The 21,546-nt window shown below is 66.1% G+C and carries 20 protein-coding genes; 16 read left to right on the plus strand and 4 right to left on the minus strand.

Going from position 1 to position 21,546, the window contains the following annotated elements; all coding sequences use genetic code 11:
• Positions 1-51: 51 nt before the first annotated feature.
• The 7 genes from AC1VV3_RS03555 to AC1VV3_RS03585 all read left to right on the plus strand — a co-directional run bounded on the left by AC1VV3_RS03555 (position 52) and on the right by AC1VV3_RS03585 (position 4,336).
• Positions 52-717, plus strand: a complete 666-nt coding sequence (locus tag AC1VV3_RS03555; protein ID WP_431567040.1) for a glutathione S-transferase family protein — start codon at positions 52-54, stop codon at positions 715-717.
• Between the two features lie 10 nt (positions 718-727).
• Positions 728-1,114: a DUF1428 domain-containing protein gene (locus AC1VV3_RS03560; protein ID WP_134093027.1), complete on the plus strand. Its 387-nt coding sequence runs from the start codon at positions 728-730 to the stop codon at positions 1,112-1,114.
• Positions 1,111-1,917 carry a VOC family protein gene (locus AC1VV3_RS03565; RefSeq protein ID WP_431567041.1) on the plus strand — a complete coding sequence of 269 codons (807 nt, stop codon included), beginning with the start codon at positions 1,111-1,113 and terminating at the stop codon, positions 1,915-1,917. Before AC1VV3_RS03560 ends, AC1VV3_RS03565 begins: the two co-directional genes overlap by 4 nt.
• Positions 1,918-2,050: 133 nt before the next feature.
• Positions 2,051-2,677, plus strand: a complete 627-nt coding sequence (locus tag AC1VV3_RS03570) for a glutathione S-transferase family protein (protein ID WP_431567042.1) — start codon at positions 2,051-2,053, stop codon at positions 2,675-2,677.
• Entirely contained in the window at positions 2,674-3,189 is a 516-nt protein-coding gene (locus AC1VV3_RS03575; RefSeq protein WP_431567043.1) for a VOC family protein, read from the plus strand. Before AC1VV3_RS03570 ends, AC1VV3_RS03575 begins: the two co-directional genes overlap by 4 nt.
• Entirely contained in the window at positions 3,186-3,851 is a 666-nt protein-coding gene (locus AC1VV3_RS03580) for a glutathione S-transferase family protein (RefSeq protein WP_431567044.1), read from the plus strand. Before AC1VV3_RS03575 ends, AC1VV3_RS03580 begins: the two co-directional genes overlap by 4 nt.
• Positions 3,852-3,877: 26 nt before the next feature.
• Positions 3,878-4,336 (plus strand): SRPBCC family protein, encoded by a 459-nt coding sequence (locus AC1VV3_RS03585; RefSeq protein ID WP_482961955.1) that lies wholly within the window; start codon positions 3,878-3,880, stop codon positions 4,334-4,336.
• 45 nt (positions 4,337-4,381) lie between these two features.
• Here AC1VV3_RS03585 and AC1VV3_RS03590 read toward each other — a convergent pair whose 3' ends face one another.
• Positions 4,382-4,981, minus strand: coding sequence for a J domain-containing protein (locus AC1VV3_RS03590; RefSeq protein ID WP_132263131.1), 600 nt, complete (start codon positions 4,979-4,981; stop codon positions 4,382-4,384).
• 39 nt (positions 4,982-5,020) lie between these two features.
• Between AC1VV3_RS03590 and AC1VV3_RS03595 the strand changes: the two genes are divergently transcribed.
• From AC1VV3_RS03595 to AC1VV3_RS03630, 8 genes are all read left to right on the plus strand, one after another.
• Entirely contained in the window at positions 5,021-5,293 is a 273-nt protein-coding gene (locus tag AC1VV3_RS03595) for a BolA family protein (RefSeq protein ID WP_207912811.1), read from the plus strand.
• Positions 5,294-5,363: 70 nt separating this feature from the next.
• The gene (hisG, locus tag AC1VV3_RS03600) at positions 5,364-6,032 is read left to right on the plus strand and encodes an ATP phosphoribosyltransferase (protein WP_132263134.1); all 669 of its coding nucleotides are present in this window, start codon (positions 5,364-5,366) and stop codon (positions 6,030-6,032) included.
• Positions 6,032-7,321, plus strand: coding sequence for a histidinol dehydrogenase (hisD, locus tag AC1VV3_RS03605; protein WP_431567046.1), 1,290 nt, complete (start codon positions 6,032-6,034; stop codon positions 7,319-7,321). The genes hisG and hisD overlap by 1 nt, the downstream gene beginning before the upstream one ends.
• Positions 7,318-7,764, plus strand: coding sequence for a transcription antitermination factor NusB (nusB, locus tag AC1VV3_RS03610; protein WP_134093033.1), 447 nt, complete (start codon positions 7,318-7,320; stop codon positions 7,762-7,764). Before hisD ends, nusB begins: the two co-directional genes overlap by 4 nt.
• Positions 7,765-7,846: 82 nt before the next feature.
• Complete coding sequence (thiL, locus tag AC1VV3_RS03615) at positions 7,847-8,806, plus strand: thiamine-phosphate kinase (protein ID WP_482961956.1); 960 nt, start codon at positions 7,847-7,849, stop codon at positions 8,804-8,806.
• A gap of 138 nt (positions 8,807-8,944) precedes the next feature.
• Entirely contained in the window at positions 8,945-11,038 is a 2,094-nt protein-coding gene (locus AC1VV3_RS03620; RefSeq protein ID WP_314465596.1) for a sodium-translocating pyrophosphatase, read from the plus strand.
• A gap of 130 nt (positions 11,039-11,168) precedes the next feature.
• Positions 11,169-12,323, plus strand: coding sequence for a GNAT family N-acetyltransferase (locus AC1VV3_RS03625; protein ID WP_431567048.1), 1,155 nt, complete (start codon positions 11,169-11,171; stop codon positions 12,321-12,323).
• Positions 12,320-13,180, plus strand: coding sequence for a transcriptional regulator (locus AC1VV3_RS03630; protein ID WP_431567049.1), 861 nt, complete (start codon positions 12,320-12,322; stop codon positions 13,178-13,180). The genes AC1VV3_RS03625 and AC1VV3_RS03630 overlap by 4 nt, the downstream gene beginning before the upstream one ends.
• Before the next feature lie 113 nt (positions 13,181-13,293).
• On the opposite strand, the gene AC1VV3_RS03635 is transcribed toward AC1VV3_RS03630, so the two are convergent.
• The 3 genes from AC1VV3_RS03635 to AC1VV3_RS03645 form a co-directional block, all read right to left on the minus strand.
• Entirely contained in the window at positions 13,294-15,996 is a 2,703-nt protein-coding gene (locus tag AC1VV3_RS03635; RefSeq protein ID WP_465128103.1) for a M1 family metallopeptidase, read from the minus strand.
• A gap of 198 nt (positions 15,997-16,194) precedes the next feature.
• The gene (gene uvrC / locus AC1VV3_RS03640) at positions 16,195-18,138 is read right to left on the minus strand and encodes an excinuclease ABC subunit UvrC (RefSeq protein ID WP_431567051.1); all 1,944 of its coding nucleotides are present in this window, start codon (positions 18,136-18,138) and stop codon (positions 16,195-16,197) included.
• 146 nt (positions 18,139-18,284) lie between these two features.
• On the minus strand, positions 18,285-20,945 hold the full coding sequence (locus tag AC1VV3_RS03645) for a TonB-dependent receptor (protein ID WP_431567052.1): 2,661 nt from the start codon (positions 20,943-20,945) through the stop codon (positions 18,285-18,287).
• A 355-nt stretch (positions 20,946-21,300) separates the two neighbouring features.
• On the opposite strand from AC1VV3_RS03645, the gene infA reads away from it, so the two are divergent.
• On the plus strand, positions 21,301-21,546 hold the full coding sequence (gene infA / locus AC1VV3_RS03650) for a translation initiation factor IF-1 (protein ID WP_132263148.1): 246 nt from the start codon (positions 21,301-21,303) through the stop codon (positions 21,544-21,546).

The raw sequence follows: 21,546 nt of genomic DNA on the forward strand, positions 1-21,546 counted from the left end.
CGTTCATGGCCGTGCCGCACAGGCCGTGGTCATGCGAACAGGAGAGTGTCGATGCCTCGAAGCGAGACCGCTTCCACCGTCTTCACGGCCTATGCCGACGTTCCGCCGCCGGTTCGCGGGCAGGTCCGCGATCTTCGCCTGCGCTGGGCGCACGAAGAGCTGGGCCGGGACTACCGGGTAGAGGAACTCGACGTCTATCACCCGCGCCCCGATGCCTACCGGGAATGGCAACCCTTCGGCCAGGTCCCCGCCTTCGACGACGGCACGCGCAAGCTGTTCGAAAGCGGCGCCATCCTGCTCTACCTGGGCGAGCAGGACGAACGCCTGCTGCCCGCCGACCCCGGCGCACGCTGGCTGGCGATCACCTGGCTGTTCGCCGCCCTCAACAGCGTGGAGCCCTTCGTCGCGCAGATCGGCGCGCTCGATATCTTCCACGCAGGCAAACCCTGGGCAGCCGAAGCGCGGCCAAGCGCGGTGAAGCTGGCGCAGTCGCGCCTCGCCGCCACCCAGACCGCGCTCGGCGACAAGGACTGGATCGCCGGAGATTTCTCCATCGCCGATATCCTGCTGGTCACCGTGCTGCGCAGCCTGGACCATACCGCGATCCTCGCAGAGTTTCCCGCGCTCGCCGCCTACAAGGCGCGCGGCGAAAACCGTCCGGCCTTCCGCCGGGCCCTTGCCGAACAACTCGAAAGCTACGCCTCTCCCGCCACTTAGGAGAATAGCCATGCCTTACGTAGATGGTTTCGTGATTGCCGTCCCTGCCGCCAACAAGGATAAATTCATCGCCCACGCCCGGGAATTCGACACTTACTTCATGGAGTACGGCGCCACGCGCATCGTCGAATGCTGGGGAGACGATGTCGAGCACGGCAAGCAGACCGACTTCTTCCGCGCCGTCGCGGCGAAGGAGGACGAAGTGGTCTGCTTCAGCTGGATCGAATGGCCTGACAAGGGCACCCGCGATCGCCAGATGGGCCTGCTCATGGAACTGATGAAGACCGACCCGCGCTTCGACCCCGAGAAGAACCCCATGCCGTTCGACGGCGCCCGCATGATCTTCGGCGGCTTCCAGTCCGTCGTCGTGCTGCCCCAGACCGAACAGGGAGAATGACCGTGGCCAATCCCGTCGGAAGCTTCATCTGGTACGAACTGCTCACCAGCGACATCGAGGGCGCCGCCGCCTTCTATCGCGAGGTCGTTGGCTGGACGATCGCCACTCATGCCGATCCCGAGGCAGGAGGCCTCGACTACCGCATGATCGTTCGCGACGACGGCGGCATGGCCGGGGGCGCGATGGCCATTACCGAGGACATGGCGCAAGGCGGCGCAAGGCCGATCTGGCTCCCCTATTTCTACGTGGAGAACGTGGATGCCGCGGTGGAGGCGATCACTTCCGAGGGCGGAAAAGTGCAGATGCCGGCCACGGACCTGCCCGTCGGCCGCATCGCCATGGTCGCCGATCCGCAGGGCGTGCCGATCTATCTGATGAAGCCGGTCCCACCTGCCGACAAGCCGGATGCTGCCAGTGACGTCTTCTCCGTCACGGAGAACCAGCGGGTGCGCTGGAACGAACTCGCCAGCCCCGACCAGGCCGGGTCCATGGCCTTCTACGGCAAGCACTTCGGCTTCACGTTCGACGAGAAGATGTCGATGGGCGAGATGGGCGACTATTGCTTCATCGGGCACCACGGCCAGACGCTGGGCGCGATCATGCAGCGGCAGGAAGAAAGCCAGCCGTCGGTCTGGATGTTCTACTTCGGCGTGCCCTCCATCGCACAGGCAAAATCGGCGGTGGAGGCAAATGGCGGCAAGGTCCTGATGGGACCGCACGAAGTGCCGGGCGGTGAGTGGATCATCGTCGCGCTCGATCCTCAGGGCGCCGGCTTCGGACTGGTCGGGCCGAAAGGCGACTGATCCCCGAAACCTCTGGTCTCCGAACGATCGGCCCCCGAAAAAAGACCGGGACGCGACAGGAACGAAAGGCCATTGACGGCGGAACGATGTTCCATGATTGTTCCGCCTTCAAGCAGGACGATGGAGTAGGATCATGGCCGACTACACCTTCTATACCAATCCCATGTCGCGCGGGCAGATCGCGCGCTGGGCGCTGCACGAAGTCGGGGCCGATTATCGGCAGATCCTGATCGACTGGAAAGACAAGCCGGAGAGTTTCCTGGCGGTCAATCCGATGGGCAAAGTGCCCACCATCGTCCACCATGCCGAAGACGGAGACCGGGTCGTCACTGAAGCGGCGGCGATCTGCCTCTACCTGGCGGAGATGCATCCCGAGGCCGGGCTGCTGCCGAACGATGCCGAAATGGCGGACTATTACCGCTGGACCTTCTTTGCCTCCGGCCCGGTCGAACAGGCGATCACCTCCCGCCACCTCAAGTGCGAACCCACGCCCGAGCAGGAGCCGATGGCTGGCTGGGGGAACTTCGAGCGCACGATTAACGCGCTGGAGAGCCATTTCGACCAGGCCGACTATGTCTGCGGCGGACGCTTCACCATGGCGGACGTCTACGTCGGCAGCGCGGTCGACTGGGGGCTCACGTTCGGCACGATGCCGCCGCGCCGCGCTTTCGTCGCCTACGCCGAGCGTTTCCAGGCGCGGGAAGGCTACAAGGCCGCCAAGGCCGTGGACAACACCCTGATCGGGGAGATGAAGAAATGACCGCCGATCGCCCTGCAAAGAACCGCGTCTGCCTCTGGTACGACGGCGCGGCGGAAGAAGCGGCGAATTTCTATGCCTCGGTCTTCCCCGACACCCACGTCACCCGCGTCGTCCAGTCTCCCACGGACTATCCGGACGGGAAACAGGGCGACGTCATCACCGTGGAATTCACGGTCATGGGTATCGAATGCATCGGCCTCAACGGCGGCCCGACTTTCCAGCATTCGGAAGCCTTCTCCTTCCAGGTCGAAACTCTGAACCAGGAGGAAACCGACCGTTACTGGGATGCGATCGTCGGCAATGGCGGGGCCGAAAGCATGTGCGGCTGGTGCAAGGACAAGTGGGGCCTTTCCTGGCAGATAACCCCCAAGGCGCTCAGCGATTCCCTTACCAACCCGGACCGCGCGGCAGCGAAGCGGGGGATGGAGGCGATGATGACGATGCGCAAGATCGACATCGCGGCGATCGAGGCCGCCGTCGCCGGTCATGACGGGCAAGGAACCGGCGCATGAATCCGGAACCGAGCCTGGAACTTTTCGGCCATCCGTTCTCGTCCTACACCTGGAAGGCGCTAATCCCGCTTTACGCCTATGACGTGCCTTTCGCGTTCCGCATTATCGATGCCGAGCACCCCGAACATGCCGAAGTCGTCCAGACCGCCGGCCCGCTCGGCAAGTTCCCGGTGCTGCGCGATGGCGAGAACCTTCTGTTCGAAGCGACGACGATCGTCGAATATATCGACCGGCATCTCATCGCGCCCGGCACGCTGGTTCCCGAGGATCCCGATGCGGCCACGGCGATCCGGATGCTTGACCGCGTGTTCGACAACTACGTCATGAACGTGATGCAGATCGTCGTGAACGAATATATCCGCGACAGCAAGAACCCCGACCTTGCCCGCTGCGCGGAAGCGCGCGCCCAACTCGACAGGGTCTATGCCTGGCTGGAAGGCTGGCTGCAGTTCTATCCGCCGATGGATCAGGTCACCTTGATCGAATGCGCGGCGGCGCCATCGCTGTTCTATGCCGACTGGGTCCACCCCATCCCGGAAGACAGGCCGCGCCTGCGACAATGGCGCGCGCATCTGCTGTCCCTGCCCTCTGTCGCGCGCTGCGTCGAGGATGCCCGACCCTTCCGCGCCTACTTCCCGCTCGGCGCGCCGGACCGCGACTGAATGATTCGCGATTGAGGAGATTGTCCGTGAACGATGCCAGCAACGAACTCTCGATCACGCGCTTCATCGACGCCCCCGTGGAGAAAGTCTGGGACGTCATGGCCAATCGCCAGGAGGAATGGTGGTGCCCTCGCCCCTGGCGGGTCGAGATTGATGAGCAGGACAAGCGCGCCGGCGGCGCCTGCCGGATGACGATGTATCGCCCCGACGGTGAGGAAGCGCCGCAGAACGGCATCTATATCGCCTACGAGGAAGGCCGCCGCTTCGTGACAACCGATGCCGTCACTGCCGATTTCCAGCCCTCCGGCCCCTTCATGATCGGCATCTGGGAAGTGGCAAGCGAAGGCAACGGCACTCGCTACACCGCCTCGGCTCGTCACTGGAGCAGCGAAACGAAGAAGCAGCACGAAGAGATGGGCTTCGTGGACGGCTGGTCTGCCTGCGCCGATCAACTCGCCGAAATCTGCGAGGCGGAGGGGGCCTGAGCAGGCTCACATCCGCCGCAAGTTCTCGATCCCCCGGCTGAACGCCTATCCGGCCGAAGCCATTGCCGAAGACTTTCGCAGCAGTTGGTAGGCCTCCACCACGCCCTGAAGCCGCTCGGCGTGGCTGTGGTCTCCGCCGTTGTGATCGGGGTGATACTGCCGGAGCAACCGGGTATAGCGCAGGCGCAGGGTCTTGCTGTCGATGTCACCGTCCAGGCCCAGGAATTCCAGGGCGCGGCGCTCTTCCGGCGTGAAGCGGATGTTCTGCGGCTTCATGTCGGCCTGGCGCTGCCGGACATGGGCCCTCGCCCGCCCGCTGATCGCCTCCAGCGGGTCCGCGAAATCGGCCCACCGCGGCGTTCCGTCCACGCCGGCGTCCGGCCGGAAGGCACGGCTCTGCGCTTCCCAGCCATGAAGCGGCGACTGGGCACGGAAGATTTCCTCCGCGCTCATGCCGTCGAAATAGTCGTATCCCGAATTGAACTCGCGAACGTGGTCGAGGCAGAACCAGCGATAGTCGCCCGGCCCGTCGAAACCCGGCAAACGAACGCCCGGCGCGCGAAACTCGCCCGCTTCCTCACATCCCGGCCAGTTGCATTCGCGTCCGCCGGATTCGACCCTGCCATGAAATCTAGAATGTCTCACCGGCTTCCAGATGGGATAAGCTGCGTCTAAATGGAAGACATGACCGGACCGATCGCACAGGAAATGCGGCAGCTTCTCGAAGCCGCCTTCGCCCCCACCCACCTCGCGGTAATCAATGATTCCGCCAGCCACGCCGGCCATATGGGCGACGATGGCACCGGCGAATCGCATTTCACCATCGAGATCGAGACCCCTGCTTTCACCGGCGTTTCCCGCCTCCAACGCCAGCGTCTCGTCAATGCCGCGCTCGGCGACATTCCCGGAACGCGCGTCCATGCCCTTGCCATCAAGGCCCGCGCCCCAGGCGAATAACAGGCCGGGTCGTCAGACGCCCGTTATCCCCGGTTGCCCTTTGCGCAATGGCAGCCTAAATGCGCGCACCATGCCGACAACCCTGACATTCGCCGTGCCCAAGGGCCGAATCCTCGACGAGGCGCTGCCGCTGATGGCGCGCGCCGGCGTGGTGCCCGAGGCGGAATTCCACGACAAGAAGTCTCGCGCGCTCTCTTTCGCCTGCGAGAACAGCGACACGCGCCTGATCCGCGTGCGCGCTTTCGACGTGGCGACGTTCGTGGCCCATGGCGCGGCGCAAGTCGGGATCGTCGGCTCCGACGTGGTCGAGGAATTCGCCTACCCGGACCTCTACGCGCCGGTTGACCTCGATGTCGGACACTGCCGCCTCTCCGTGGCGGAGCGCGAAGGCGAAGTCGGGGGCGCCCTGCCGTCGCACTTGCGCGTCGCCAGCAAGTACCCGAACCTCACGCGCCGCCATTACGAAAAGCTGGGCGTGCAGGCCGAAGTCGTGAAGCTGAACGGCGCCATGGAACTGGCGCCGACGCTGGGACTATCGAGCCGCATCGTCGATCTCGTTTCCACCGGGCGCACCCTGAAGGAAAACGGCCTTGTCGAGACCAGCCGCATCCTCGACATTTCGGCCCGCCTGATCGTCAATCGCGCAGCGCTCAAGACTGACGAGCGCGTGGCCGCACTGGTCGAGCGTTTCCGCGCGCTGGTGGCCGAAAATGCCCGGACGCGCGAGGCGGCCGCCTGATGCTGCGGCTTTCCAGCAAGGACGCAGGCTTTGCCGAGGCGTTCCAGCGTGTCGTCGCCGACCGCCGCGAAAGTGCTGTCGATGTCGCGCGCGATGTGGCCGAGATCCTCTCCGCCGTGCGTGAGAACGGCGATGCCGCCCTGGCCGAATATACCGAACGTTTCGATGGCCACGACCTTGACGAGAGCGGCTGGCAGATCGATGCCGAGACCTGCCGCGCCGCTTTCGATGGCCTGGAGCCGACCCTGCGCGATGCGCTCGAACTGGCTGCCAACCGCATCCGCACCTATCACGCCGCCCAGCTCCCGGAAAACCGCGACTATACCGACGAAGCCGGCGTGCGCCTCGGCGCGATCTGGCGCGCGGTCGATGCCGCCGGGCTCTATGTGCCGGGCGGCCGCGCGGCCTATCCTTCCTCGATGCTGATGAACGCGATCCCCGCGAAAGTGGCCGGCGTGGAGCGTCTCGTCGTCGTCACCCCGACGCCGAAGGGCGAGGTCAATGCCCTGGTGCTCGCCGCCGCGCATCTCGCGGGCGTGGACGAGGTCTGGCGCGTGGGCGGTGCCCATGCCGTCGGCGCACTGGCCTATGGTACCGAGCGGATCGCCCCGGTCGATGTCATCACCGGCCCCGGCAATGCCTGGGTGGCCGAGGCCAAGCGCCAGCTCTACGGCGTAGTCGGCATCGACATGGTAGCCGGCCCCAGCGAAATCCTGGTGATTGCCGATGCGAAGAACGAACCGCGCCGCATTGCCGCCGACCTGCTGAGCCAGGCCGAGCACGACCCGACTTCGCAATCGATCCTCATCACCGACGACGCGGCCTTTGCCGATGCCGTGGCCGAGGCCGTGGAGCTGGAACTTTCCGCGCTCGCCACCCAGGCGACCGCCCGCCAGTCCTGGAACGAATACGGCGTCATCGTCGTCGTCGAGAGCCTGGAACAGGCGCCGATCCTGGCCGATGCGCTTGCCGCCGAGCATGTCGAGATCGCGACCGACGATCCCGAAAGCCTGTTCCGCAAGATCCGCCATGCCGGATCGGTATTCCTCGGCCGCATGACCCCCGAAGCCGTGGGCGACTATGTGGCCGGCCCGAACCACGTCCTGCCCACCGGGCGGCGCGCGCGCTTCGCCTCGGGCCTCTCGGTCCTCGATTTCATGAAGCGCACCAGCTTCATCCAGCTCGATCAGGCGGCGCTTGAGGCCATTGGCCCCGCCGCCGTCGCCCTTGCCGATGCGGAAGGGCTTCCTGCGCATGCGCGCTCCATTTCCATAAGGCTCGGCCAATGACGAATTATTCCAAGCAGGCCCGTGCGGCCGCCCGCCTCGCGGCCGTTCAGGCGCTCTACCAGTTCGAGATGGAAGCGACCCTGCTTCCCACGCTGCTGGACGAGTTCCACCGTCACCGCCTGGGTGCGGAAATCGACGAAGACCAGTACGCCAAGGCCGAAGTCGCGTTCTTCGACGACGTGGTGAAGGGCGTGATCGCCCGCCGCGACGAGATCGACGAACTGATCACCGGCAAGCTGGCCGAAGGCTGGGCGCTGCCCCGCCTCGACAAGACCATGCTGCAGATCCTGCGCGCCGGCGCCTACGAACTGATGGCCCGCCCGGACGTGCCCACCGCGGCTGCGATCAGCGAATATCTCGACGTGGCCCATGCCTTCTTCGACGCGCGCGAGGCGAAGTTCGTGAACGGCGTGCTCGATGCCGTGGCGAAGTCGGTCCGCTGACGCGCCGCGCTGCGTGTTTCGCGCGGCATGATCCTCAAGGCCTGATCTCGACAAGGGGCCCGGCGCGGCCCATGGTCTCAGCGTGAGCCGCGAATTCGCCTTCATCGACGCCTTGCGCGCCATTGCCGTCAGCCCCGCCGCGCGCGGGCTGGCGGACGATGCCGCCGTCCTCGAACTCGGCGGACAGAAGCTGGTCCTGACCATGGACACCCTGGTGGAGGCCGTGCATTTCCTGCCCGGCGATCCGCCCGAAGATGTCGCGTGGAAACTGGTGGCGGTCAACGCCTCGGACCTGAACGCGAAAGGCGCCGAACCGCTCGGCTGCCTCAAGTCGCACGCTCTGGGCGAAGAGGACTGGGACCGCGCGTTTCTGGCCGGGCTGGAACTCGCCTGCCGGCATTTCCGGCTGCCGCTGCTCGGCGGCGACACCGTACGCATGCCCAAGGGTTCGGCGCGCAGTTTTTCGCTCACTGCGCTCGGCCGCGGGCCGGAAGATTGCCCCGTGCCCTCGCGCAGCGGGGCGCAGGCGGGCGATCTGCTGTGGGTCAGCGGCACGATCGGCGATTCCGGGCTCGGCCTGGAGCTGCTGACGTCGGGAGGCCGGGTCCAGACGCCCGAAGCGGGCTGGCTGATCGACCGGTACCACCGCCCCATGCCCGAGCCGGCGCTGGGCGTGGCGCTGGCCCCCCTGGCGACCGCCATGATGGACGTTTCCGACGGCCTGCTGGTGGATGCGCGGCGCATGGCCAAGGCCAGCGACGTCTCGATCGTCATCACTGCCGACGACGTGCCGCTGTCCAGAGCGCTGGTCGCCACTGTCGGCGATGGTCTGGAACAGAGGCTCCAGGCCATGACGGCGGGCGACGACTACGTGCTGCTGTTCACCGCGCCTGCCGTGAACAGCGCCTATGTGCGTGCGGCGGCCGCAGCGGCGGGCTCGCATGTCCGGCCGATCGGCGCCGTGGCAGAAGGCGCGGATATTGCGCTGGAGTGGCAGGGCCAGCCCGCACCCCTGCCCGAGCGCTTGGGTTACCAGCATTGAGCGCCTCGTCGTACCTTGCGACGGAAACCTTACTAACCCGGCTTATCAAGGCGCTTGCCACTAGTCGAGCTTCCCTATAGCCCTAGTCGTATCGAGCGGGAAAACCCGTCGTTACATATTGGGAAAAGGGGGCGTTTTGTGAATCCAGTCACGATCGCAATTGTCCTGGGGCTTCTGGCCATTCTCTATGGCTTCGTCACCAGCCGCCAAGTGCTCGGCTCTCCAGCCGGCAACGAAAAGATGCAGGAAATCGCCGCCGCCATTCAGGAAGGCGCACAAGCCTACCTGAAACGGCAGTATTCGACGATCGCGGTTGTCGGGATCGTCGTTGCACTGATTATCGTCGTCACGCTCGGGACCGTTTCGGCCGTGGGCTTCGTGATCGGCGCGATCCTTTCCGGTTTTGCCGGTTTCATCGGCATGAACATCTCGGTCCGCTCCAACGTGCGCACCGCGGCCGCCGCGCAGACCGGCCTGCAACAGGGCCTGACCCTGGCTTTCCGTGCCGGTGCGATCACCGGCATGCTGGTGGCCGGCCTCGCGCTGCTCGCCATCGCCGTGTTCTACTGGTACCTCACCGGGCCGGGCGGACATACCGTGGGCGGAGAAGACCGCACCGTGGTCCAGGGTCTCACCGCCCTCGCCTTCGGCGCTTCCCTGATCTCGATATTCGCCCGCCTCGGCGGCGGCATCTTCACCAAGGCGGCCGATGTCGGCGCCGACCTTGTCGGCAAAGTCGAAGCCGGCATCCCGGAAGACGATCCCCGCAATCCCGCCGTCATCGCCGACAACGTGGGAGACAACGTGGGCGACTGCGCCGGCATGGCTGCCGACCTGTTCGAGACTTACGTCGTCACTGTCGGCGCTACCATGGTGCTGACCGCCCTCCTCATGAAGGGCATCGACAATTTTTCCGGCCTGATGGCCCTGCCCCTGCTGATCGGCGGCGTCTGCATCGTCACCTCGATCATCGGCACATACTTCGTCCGCCTCGGCGGATCGCAGAACATCATGGGCGCCATGTACAAGGGCTTCCTTGTCACTGCCGTGCTCTCGGTGCCGGCCATCTGGTGGGCGATCGGCTATTCGCTCGGAGATATGAACGCCCTCATCGGCGAAACGGACTTCTCCGGCCGCACGCTGTTCTACTGCTCGCTGGTCGGGCTGGTCATTACCGGCCTCATCATCTGGATCACCGAATATTACACCGGCACCGGCTACCGGCCGGTCCGCTCCATCGCCAAGGCCTCGGAGACCGGCCACGGCACCAACGTCATCCAGGGACTTGCGATCAGTCTTGAGGCCACCGCACTGCCCACCCTGGTGATCGTCACCGGCATCATCGTGGCCTACCAGCTCGCGGGACTGCTCGGCATCGCCTATGCGGCTACCGCCATGCTGGCGCTGGCAGGCATGGTCGTCGCCCTGGACGCCTATGGCCCCGTCACCGACAATGCCGGCGGCATCGCCGAAATGGCCGGTCTGGACGACGCCGTGCGCGAGAAGACCGACGCGCTGGATGCGGTGGGCAACACCACCAAGGCCGTGACCAAGGGCTATGCCATCGGCTCGGCGGGCCTTGCCGCGTTGGTGCTCTTCGCGGCCTATACCAACGATCTTAGGGAGTTCTTCCCCGGCCTGAATGTCGATTTCAGCCTGGAGAATCCCTACGTCATCGTCGGGCTGCTGCTCGGCGCGCTGCTGCCCTATCTGTTCGGGGCCATGGGCATGACCGCCGTGGGCCGCGCGGCCGGCGATGTGGTGGTGGACGTGCGCGAACAGTTCAAGGCCAATCCCGGCATCATGACTTACGAGTCCAAGCCCGATTACGCCCGGACCGTGGACCTCGTGACCAAGGCCGCGATCAAGGAGATGATCGTGCCCTCGCTGCTGCCGGTGCTGGCGCCGATCGTGGTCTACTTCGTGATCTCGGCGGTCGCGGGCACCGAAAACGGCTTCGCCGCGCTCGGCGCCTTGCTGCTGGGCGTGATCGTGGGCGGCCTGTTCGTGGCGCTCTCGATGACCTCGGGCGGCGGCGCCTGGGACAATGCGAAGAAATACATCGAGGACGGCCATCACGGCGGCAAGGGCTCCGAAGCTCACAAAGCCGCGGTGACGGGCGATACGGTCGGCGATCCCTACAAGGACACGGCCGGACCGGCGGTGAACCCGATGATCAAGATCACCAATATCGTCGCCCTGCTCCTGCTTGCCGCGCTGGCAGCAGGCTGAAACGACAAGACCATGATGGCCGGCCCCGGCGGAGCGATCCGCCGGGGCTTTGGCATGGAAGGCGGCGTTAGCACTTCCTTGATGCCGGGGCGCTAGAGGCTGCTGAAGGATAAGCAGGCTCGCAAGCACCATGTTCGACCGCCAGGCCCATTCGGTTCGCAGGGACGCCGCTCCGGCGGCGGCGCCCGATTCGCTGCGCTGCGTCCCGTGGCGTGCGCTGGAGGCCGACATCGCCGCCTGGGACCGGCTCGCGCTGGATGCGAGCGAGCCCAATCCCTTTTTCGAAAGCTGGTATCTCCTGCCCTCGCTGCGTCACCTCGCGCGCGGACAGGACGTGATGATCCTGCGGTTCGAGCGGGCCGGAGAGCTGGCCGGGCTTCTGCCGATCCTGCGAACACCCCGCTACTATCGCTGGCCGGTGCCGAACCTGACAAGCTGGCTTCACGACAACTGCTTCTGCGGCGTCCCGCTGGTGGCACGGGGCGCGGAGGCCGCGTTCTGGCGCGCGGTGCTGGACTGGGCGGATGGTCACGCGGGACAGGCGCTGTTCCTCCACTTGCGCGGCATTCCCGTCGACGGCCCCGTTCACGCCGCCCTTTCGGCGCTGCTTGCCGCAGAACCGCGCCAGTCCGAAGTGGTGCACCGCGAGGAGCGCGCCCTGCTCGCCTCGGACCTGACCGGCGACGCCTATCTGGAGGCCTCGCTATCGGGCAAGAAACGCAAGGAACTGCGCCGACAGGCCAGCCGCCTGGCGGAACTGGGAACCGTGGATGTCGAGCGACACTCCGGTGAGGACGGCCTGGCCGCATGGTGCGACGCCTTCCTCGCGCTGGAGGCTTCTGGCTGGAAGGGCAAGGCCGGATCGGCGCTGGCCAACCAGCCGGAAACGACCGCCCTGCTGCGTGAAAGCCTGGAAGGCGCGGCCCGGCGGGGCCGTCTCGAACGTCTCTCGCTCATGCTCGACGGCCGGCCCATCGCCATGCTGGCCAGCTTCCTGACCCCGCCGGGCGCCTATTCCTTCAAGACCGCTTTCGACGAAGGCTACTCCCGATACTCGCCGGGGGTCCTGCTCCAGCGGGAGAACCTGCGCGTGCTGGAGCGCGACGACATCGCCTGGACCGACAGCTGCGCCGCGGCCGACCACCCGATGATCGACCATCTCTGGCGCCAGCGCCGCACGGTCGCGCGAATTTCGATCGCCATCGGCGGTCCGCTCCGCCGCCGCCTGTTCCGCCACTTCGTCCGCGCGGAAATCGCGCGCCGTCCCGCAGGAGGAAACCTGTGAACCTGTTTTCCAAGACCGGAGGCGCTGCCGTCTTCTCCGAAGAGGCGCGCGCCCGCTTTTCCGCCAATTACCCCGAAGTGCCGCACAAATTGACCCATGCCCTTGGCGAGCATCCGCTGATGACGCTGGAAGCGCTTGCCGCCCTTGCGGAATCGCTGCCGGCGGGGTCGGCGGAGTACAATTTCGGCAACCAGCCGCTTGGCATCGACGGCAAGCCCGCGCCCACCGGCATCCCCATCGGCCGCACGATCCGCGAGATCGAGACGACCAACTCGTGGGCCGTCATCAAGAACATCGAACAGGACCCTGGCTACGCCCGCCTTCTGGGCGAGCTGCTGGATGAGCTGCGCCCCGCCATCGAGGCGAAAACCGGCCGCATGATGAAGCTTCAGGCCTTTGCCTTCGTCACTTCGGCGGGCGGCGTCACGCCCTATCACTTCGACCCCGAACACAACATCCTGCTGCAAGTGCGCGGCACCAAGGTCATGACCCAGTTCCCCGCCGGCGATCCCCGCTTCGCGCCGGACCGGGTCCACGAGACCTACCACACGGGCGGCGGCCGCGAACTCAAGTGGCACGACGACCTCCTGCCCGGAGGCACGGAGTTCGCCCTGAGCGCGGGCGAGGCGGTCTATGTCCCGGTCATGGCGCCCCATTTCGTGCGCAACGGCGGCGCGCCATCGGTTTCCCTGTCGATCACCTGGCGTTCCGAATGGAGCTTTGCGGAGGCCGATGCGCGGGCCTTCAATGGCTGGCTGCGAGGGTTCGGCCTCTCGCCGGGACGAACGAAGCGCTGGCCCGCGCGGAACCGGATAAAGGCTTTCGGGTGGCGCGTGCTTCGCAGGTTCGGCAAATAAGGAAGAGGCAGGGGATCCAGGCCCCCCTGCCTCTCCTGTTCTCCGCCCTGCCCGGCAATGCGGGATGTCGCCATTCCGAGGGCCCGGGGGTCACCCCCCGGAATTGCGCCCCCTTACTTCGTCTTCTTCACCCAGGCCGCGACCTCGACGCGCTGGCGGGGACGATTGGCCAGACGCTCCTTGAGTCCGGTCAGAGCCTGCACCACCGGCTTGGCCTCATCCGCAGGAAGCGTTGCGGCATAGGCCTCGATCTTGCCGACCATGTCCGGGTTCGTGCTCGACGCGACGATGCGCGCGAAGAAGCGGGCGCGGCCGGAGTGCTCGATCAGCCCGTCGATCGCCTGCTGGTGCGCGCGAACGAAGTCGAACGTCATCTCCGGATGGGCGCGGCCGACCGTGGTGATGATCTGCGAGGCGCTGGTCGCATCGGGCGTGCCGGAAATGGCAAGCGCGAGAGCGTCCTTGGCGATCGCTTCGTCCCCGGCCATGCCGAGGTCCGTATAGTAGAGCTGGCGTTCCACGAAGCCGGTGGCCTTGGCGGCCTGCTGGCGCAGGAGATCCCAGTCGGCACGATTGGCATTGGCCGCAGCCACGCTCAGCCAGGTGGCCTTCATCGGACCGTCAAGCGACTTGGGATCGGCGGCGAGCCCCTGGAGCCGGCGGCGCGCCTCGGCAACGACACGGGCGTCGCCGATCGTGCCGAGCGTGTCTATCAGCTGCGAGCGCAGCTTGGTGTCGGTCAGCGGCTCGCCTGCGACCGGGTCGAAGCCCAGCTTGTCCAGACGCGGCGCCCAGGTCTTCGAAATCCGCGCGGCGAGCCTGGACTTGACCTTGGCATCGTCGAGCAGACCGTAGACGCCTTCCCACTGGCCGACGACTTTGCCCGAAAGCGTGGCATCGGCCGTCGCGGGTACGGCCGACAGCAGGCGCAGGCCCGCCGACATGTCCTGATAACCCGCCAGCGACAGCGAAAGGTTGTCGCGCAGGAGGCCGTACTGGTCGATCGGCGCCAGCGACGCGAAACCGGAAACCAGCGCATCGAGCGCCTTGCCATCGTAGAGCGTCCGGTAATAGCCGAGCTGGCCCGCATTCACGAGCACGGCATCGCAGCTGTCCAGCGTGACGCTGTCGGTCCTGCCGGTCATGAGATGACGCGTGGGCTCCCCGTTTCCGGCGCGGATCAGCAGCGGCATGGGCCAGGTCGGCGTCTTGCCGCCGCGGGTCGAGGGATCGAGCGAGAAGGCGTCCTGCGTCAGGTCGAGGCGCGTCTTGCCGGCCGCGCAGGCGGATACCTTGACGCGCAGCAGCGGTACGCCCGGGGTATGGGTGAACGCCTCGGCGATCAGGTCCACGTCCTTGCCGCCCGCCGATTCCATGGCCGCCCAGAGGTCCTTGCTGACCGTGTTCGAATAGGCATGGCTGCGCATGTAGGTCTGCATGCCGGTGCGCCAGGTATCGGCGCCGACATAGTCCTCCAGCATCGAGATGACCGCCTGCCCCTTCTGGTAGGTGATCGAATCGAAGGCCTGCTCCATCTCGGAAACCGTGCGGACCTTCTGCACGACGGGGTGCGTGGTTGGCAGCGCGTCGAGCGCCATGGCGCCTTCGCGGCCGTCGATGCCGCCCAGCTTCCAGTTCCATTCCGGGTTGAAGTGATCGGTGACCTTGTCGGCCATCCAGCTGGCGAAGCCTTCGTTCAGCCAGATGTCGTCCCACCAGGCCATCGTCACGAGATCGCCGAACCACTGATGCGCGGTTTCGTGCGCCTGCACGCTGTAGATGCTCTGCTTGCCGGAAGGGCTGGTGACGGCGGGATCGAGCAGCAGGATACGCTCGAATGTCATGATCGCGCCCCAGTTCTCCATGGCGCCGAAGAACTGCGAGGAGCCGGGCGCGGCAATGTTGTCCAGCTTGGGCAGCGGGAACTTCACGCCGAAATAGTCGTCGAACCAGGGAAGGATCTGGGCGAGGCCGTCACGCGCGTAGTCGGCCTGAGCGCCGCTGCCCGCGGGCGAAATGATGCCCACGTCCACGCCGTCCGCCGCCTTTTTCGCGGTCCGCTCGAAATCGCCGACACCGAAGAACAGCAGGTAGGAACTCATTTTCGGAGTCGTGCCGAACGTGACGCGCTTGAGCCCGCCCGCCAGCATTTCCTGCCCCTTCACCGGCATGTTGCTGATCGCCATGCGGTCTGCGGGGACGACGGCGGAAAGGTCGAAGGTCGCCTTGTAGCTCGGCTCGTCGAAGCTGGGCACGAACCGGCGCGCGTCAGGCGCTTCGAACTGGGTGAACAGCCCGCGCACTTCGCCGCGGTTGCCCGCGCCGGTCCGCTTGTCGGGATAGTCGAGCGCGAAGAAGCCGGAGGGCTGAGTGCCGATCTTGCCGGCATAAGTCACATCGAGGCGGTATTTGCCCGGCGCGAGCGTCTTGCCGGCGGCGAAGCGCAAGGTCTGCGCGTTCTCGTCGGCGCTCGTCTGGAGCGGAAGGGTGACGCCGTTGGCGGCGACCAGGCTGGCGGACGAGACCGCCAGGCCATTGCCGTGCAGCGTGAGTGCGTCGGTGGCGGTGAAGACGGTGAGGTCGATCGAGGCGATGCCGCTGAAGGTCAGTGCCTTGGCATCGGGGGTCACTTCGATGCGGTAGTGGCTGGGCCGGGCGTTGCGCGGCAGGTCGCTGGGGACGGTTTCGGCCAGCGGCACGGCCTCGCCCGAGGCGGCGGGAGGAACGGCGGCAGGTGCTGCGGCGAAGGCCTGCGCGGAAACGACAAGGGCAATCACGGCGCCGGCCGTGGCGAGATTACGCAAGGAAGAACGCATGAGGGGCTGAAGCTCCGGAAATCGGCTTTGTTGCGGATGCGCAGGGCTGCCCCCGCGCGCCAGCGGATGCGCGCGTCCTAGCGCGAACTTCGCCGCAGTGTCACGCGAGGCTCATGTCGTTCGTCGATGGGAGTCGGCTGTTGGTCCTTCGGCGCGGAGGGTGGAACCGCGGCTATCGGCCTCCTTCGCCGCGCCCCGTCAGCCGTTCGGATGATAGAAATCGTAGATCGTCTGTGCCACCGCCGCACTGACGCCGGGCGCGCGTTGAAGGTCGTCCAGGCTGGCGGCGCGCACTTTGCCTGCCGTGCCGAAGTGCAGCAGCAGCGCGCGCTTGCGGGCCGGGCCGATGCCGGGAATTTCGTCGAGCGGGCTGGCGGTGATCGCGCGGCTGCGCTTGGCGCGATGCGCGCCGATGACGAAGCGGTGGACCTCGTCGCGCAGGCGCTGGAGATGGAACAGCAGCGGCGAGTTGACCGGCAGCATCTTTTCGCGCCCGTCGGGGAAGTGGAATATCTCCCGCCCCTCGCGGCCGTGGTTCGGCCCCTTGGCGATGGCGATGAGGTTCACGTCCTCGATGCCGAGTTCCTCCAGCGCGTCCTTCACGGCGCTCATCTGGCCCTTGCCGCCGTCGATCAGCACGAGGTCGGGCCACATACCGCTCTCGCGTTCGGGGTCCTCTTCCTGCACGCGCCCGAAACGACGGGTCATGACTTCGCGCATCATCGCGAAATCGTCGTTGCTCTGCGCCTCGCGGATGTTGAACTTGCGGTACTGGCTGGTGAGGAAACCCTCCGGCCCGGCCACCACCATCGCGCCGACCGCCTTGCTGCCCTGGATATGCGAGTTGTCGTAGACTTCCACGCGCTGCGGCAGGTCCGGCAGTTCGAGGAATTCCGTCATCTCGCGCCAGATCTTGGCCTGCGAGCCGCGCTCGGCCATGCGGCGGTCCAGCGCCTCCACGGCATTGCGCACGGCCTGATCCATCAGGCGGCGGCGGCTGCCGCGCTGGGGCACCGATATCTCGACTTTGCCGCCCGCCAGTTCGCGGAAGGCCTCGGCCATGAGTTCGGCCTCGGGCAGTTCGCGGTCGACCAGGATGGTGCGCGAGGGCGGCACTTCCTCGTAGAACTGGGCAAGGAAGCTCTGGAACACTTCTTCCTCGGACAGGCCTTCGGTATGCGTCGGGAAGAAGGCGCGGTGGCCCCAATTCTGGCCGCCGCGAATGAAGAAGGCCTGCACGCCGATCTGGCCGTTCTTGCAGGCCATGGCGAAGATGTCGGCGCTGTCCATGCCTTCGGCGTTGATGGCCTGGCTACCCTGGATGAATGTGGCCGCGCGCAAGCGGTCGCGCAGCATGGCCGCGCGCTCGAAGTCCAGCGAGGCCGCGGCTTCGGCCATCTGGCTCTCGATCTTCCTCTGTACCGCGTTGGACTTGCCGCCAAGGAAGTCCTTGGCTTCCTTCACGAGTTCTCCGTACCCCGCCTCGTCGATCCGGCCGACACAAGGCGCGGAGCAGCGCTTGATCTGGTAGAGCAGGCAGGGCCGGTCGCGCCGGGAGAAGAAGCTGTCGGTGCAGCTGCGCAGCAGGAACAGCTTCTGCAGGGCGTTGATCGTGGTGTTCACCGAACCGGCGCTGGCGAAGGGGCCGTAATAATTGCCCTTCATCTTGCGCGCGCCGCGGTGCTTCATGATGCGCGGGAACTCATGTTCGGACCGCAGCAGGATGAAGGGGAACGACTTGTCGTCGCGCAGCAGCACGTTGTAGGCGGGGCGAAAGCGCTTGATGAGCTGCGCTTCCAGCAGCAGCGCCTCGGCCTCGGAATTGGTGGTGACGATGGTCATGCTGCGCGTCTGGCTGACCATGCGCTGCAGGCGGCCGGGCAGCCGCTCCCACTGGGTATAGTTGGCGACGCGGTTCCTCAGCACCCGCGCCTTGCCGACATAGAGCACATCCCCGCGCGCATCCTGCATGCGGTAGACCCCGGGCTTGGCGGGCAGAGTCCGCAAGGTTTCCCGGATCGCCTCGACCCCCTGCTGGAGATCGGGCTGTTCGGAGCCGCGCAGGGTGAAAGTCGCCCGCTCCTCGTTGAAGCGTTCGGTGCCTTGGGGGTGTTCGGGAGTGCCGGCAGGTGTTCGCGCCATCAGGGCCAGATAGAGATTGAACGGCCGAAGGGGAAGCGGTCTGCGAAGGGGATTTCACCGTCGTCCCGGATCTCCCGCCGCTGGGCCGATGGGCGGCGTTCGCCGCTGGCCAATGGCCGGCAGGCCAGTCCGGGACGACGGCGTGATCAGAACATCTTGCGGAAATCGATGCCCAGCACCCTGCCCTGCGGCTCACGATAGGCCGCCTGGTAGGCGATCGGCACTTCGCCGTTCTGGTCTGTAACCTTCTGCCGCGAATCCAGCAGGTTGTCCGCCACGAGCGACAAGCGCGTGCCCTTGAGGAACGGCACTCTGGCCACGAGATCGGCATTCTTTCCCAGATCCGCGAAAATGCGGAGCTTGACGTCGAACGTGCTGCCGAAGCGCAAGTCCGAGCTGCCCGGCAGGCCGGTGCCGTCCACCCGCGTCGGCGCGTCCCATTCGGCCTTGAGGCGGAAGCCGTAGCCGTTCTTGAACATGCCGCCTTCGGCCTCGATCGCATGGCGCGGGACGCCGCCCGCCGTCAGGGCCTCGCCGTTGAGCTGGTCCAGTTCCGGCACGCCGTCGGCGATCTTGACGCGGTCGGTGAAGCGCCAGGTATGATAGACCGACAGATTCCAGCGGCCGCCCTTGCCGCCAGGGCCGCCGGGACCGCCCGGCGGTGGACCGCCACCGCCGGGACCGGGCCCGCCGCCGCCTGCCTGGTGGCCACCACCGGAAGCGCCGCTACCGGAAGCGCCCGAGGGACGAGCGCCGCCGTCACCACCGCGCGCTGCGCCCGGAGGCGGAGGACCGCCGAATGCACCCTGCCCGCCGCCGGTCTCCTTCTTGCCGAGATTGCCCGAGAGATTGAGCCCCCAGCGGATACGCGAACTCGTCTCCTCGTCGAAGGTCACCGCGCGCCGGTCGACGTAGACGAGGTTTCCGGAAGCATCGCGCTGCACCCGATCCGGGAACGCCGCCTCCACCGCCGAAGTCAGCATCGGGAAGGATTCGCTGACGTTCGAGGAGCGGTTGTGGAAGTATTCCAGGATGAGGTTGGAGCGCTCCATGAAGGGCAGTTCCCAGGTCGCCGAGAGCTTGATGTCGCGCTGGGTTTCCTTGCGCAGATCTTGGTTGCCGCCGGTCAGCACGGTCACGAGCGCGGTGGAATTCGTGGTGAAATCGTAGACCGAGACATTGTAGGTCAGCACGCTCGGTGCGCCCAGCTGCGCCAGGGTCGGCGCTTCCTGGTCCACCAGGTAGCTTGCCTGGAAAGTCAGCTTCTCGGTGGGAGACCAGGTGAGTCCGGCGCTCCAGTCGGTCAGCGTGCCGAAGTCCGACAAGTGGTTCAGCCCAGCACTGACGTTGAGCGCGAGATCGCCGATGCCGCCCAGGAAATCGCCGCGGCTGGTCAGCGGGATCGCCAGGTTGACGCCGCCCGAGACATCGCCGCGCGTCAACGTGCTGGCGGCGGAGGTATCCGAATGGGTCTCGCTCTGCACCCGGCTGAAATCGTAGCCGCCCTTGAAGGTCAGGTTGGCATCGCCTGCCGGCATGATGAAGGGCGTGCCGGAGAGAGTGGCCAGGGAACTGAGCGAGAGCGTGCGGCTCCGCGCGGTGTCCACGCCCGCCCCGGCAACCACGGGCAGCGCGCCGGCAATGTCGAGCGTACCGGCCGCGGCCGCATCCTGAAGCCCCGTAAGGTCGCGCTTGCGATCGGTGCGCGTGCCGGCATCGGTATAGCTGCCGTCACCGGTGACGTTGAACATCCAGCGGCCGACCATGGTGTTGTAGCCCAGCCCGGCCTCGAACGTGTCGGTAACGACGCGCGAGGTCAGCGGATCGGGCAGCGTGCGCACTTCCTGGCTGCCGGCAGGCGACGTCAGCGTCACCGTGTCGAGCCCCGAAAGCGAGGTCGATACTTCGTGCGTGAAGGCGCCGTTCGCGGTGATCGATCCGGCCATGCCCTTGTCGCCAAGGTTCTGCGTCATGTTGCCGCCCACCGTGAACTCGGAATCGGCGGCTGCAAGACTGCGATAGCGCGCCGGCTCGGGATCGCCGGCCACCGTGGGCTGCGATCCGTCCTCCTGCCGCACATTGCGCTCGTCCTCGGTGAGCATCGACGTGTCGGTATACTTCGCGTTGAAGTTGTACCGCCGCGGCCCGGCGATCTTCACGATGCCGCTTTCCAGCTCGTAATTGTCGTAGCCGCCGCGCGTGGGATTGTTGAACTCTCCGGCGACGGTCGTGGCCGAGAACTTGTCCTTGAGGATGAGATTGACGACGCGCTGGTTCGCCGGATAGCCGAAGCGCAGCGCCACTTCCTCGGGCAGCACTTCCAGCTTGCGGATCGCCTCCGGCGGGATGTTGCGCATCTCGCGGAAGCTGGTGATGCGCTGGCCGTTGACGAGAATGACCGGCGTACCGCTGCCGCGCCCTCGCCCGCTGCCCGTCTGCGGCGAGATCGCATCGATCAGGTCTCCGATCGAATCCACGCCGTAGGCGGCGATGTCGTCCTCGTCGAACGTGGCGATCGGCTGGTTGGGAACGTCCAGCTGGCCCAGGATGCGCGGGGCGACGACAACGATATCCCCCCCGGTCACTTCCAGCGGATCGTCGTCGTTGTCCTCGTCCGGCGGCACCGATGCGTCACTGGGGTTCACAGCCGCGGCGATCCCGGCGCCGGCAACGGCCGTGCTGGTGGCGGCGCTGGTCATCATCGCGGCCTCTGCACCTACCGGCGAAGCCGGGACGACCTGCGCCTGGGCCAGCGCCGGCAGGCACACGCCGGCAAACAGTGGCCCAACCCATGGGACCAGATGCACGCACCGCAAATCAAACCTCCGATTGAAAAAGATATTTCCCGCCAATGAGCCTTGTTCTCGGCCCGCTGCGCTGATGCCGCGACTGCGAACATGCCGCAAGGTCGGGGCGGGTAACTTTTTGTCGCAACAGAATATGCATTTGTCGCAGGACAGTTCCGGAAGCGTTCGGCCAACTATTCGCAGGCGCATCCGCCCAAGCGACATGTCGTGTGCGGCATTTTTGAAACGACAACCGGCGAAAACGGGCTATCTGCTGGCCCCGTTCAAGAGTTCGCCAAGCAAGGCTTCCATTTTCGACGAGTCGTGGTTATGGCGCGCCCCAATCATGCAGCAGGCTTACGGGTATTGATCGCCAATGGCGAAAGAAGAACTCCTTGAAATGCGTGGCCGGGTCATCGAACTCCTGCCGAATGCGATGTTCCGCGTTGAGCTGGAAAACGGCCACGAGATCCTCGGGCATACCGCCGGCAAGATGCGCAAGAACCGCATCCGCGTGCTGGTCGGCGACGAGGTGCTCGTCGAGCTGACCCCTTACGACCTTACCAAGGGCCGTATCACCTACCGCTTTATGCCGGGTCGCGCTGGCCCCGGTCAGTACTGA

Source organism: Novosphingobium sp. BL-S-34 (assembly GCF_056857015.1).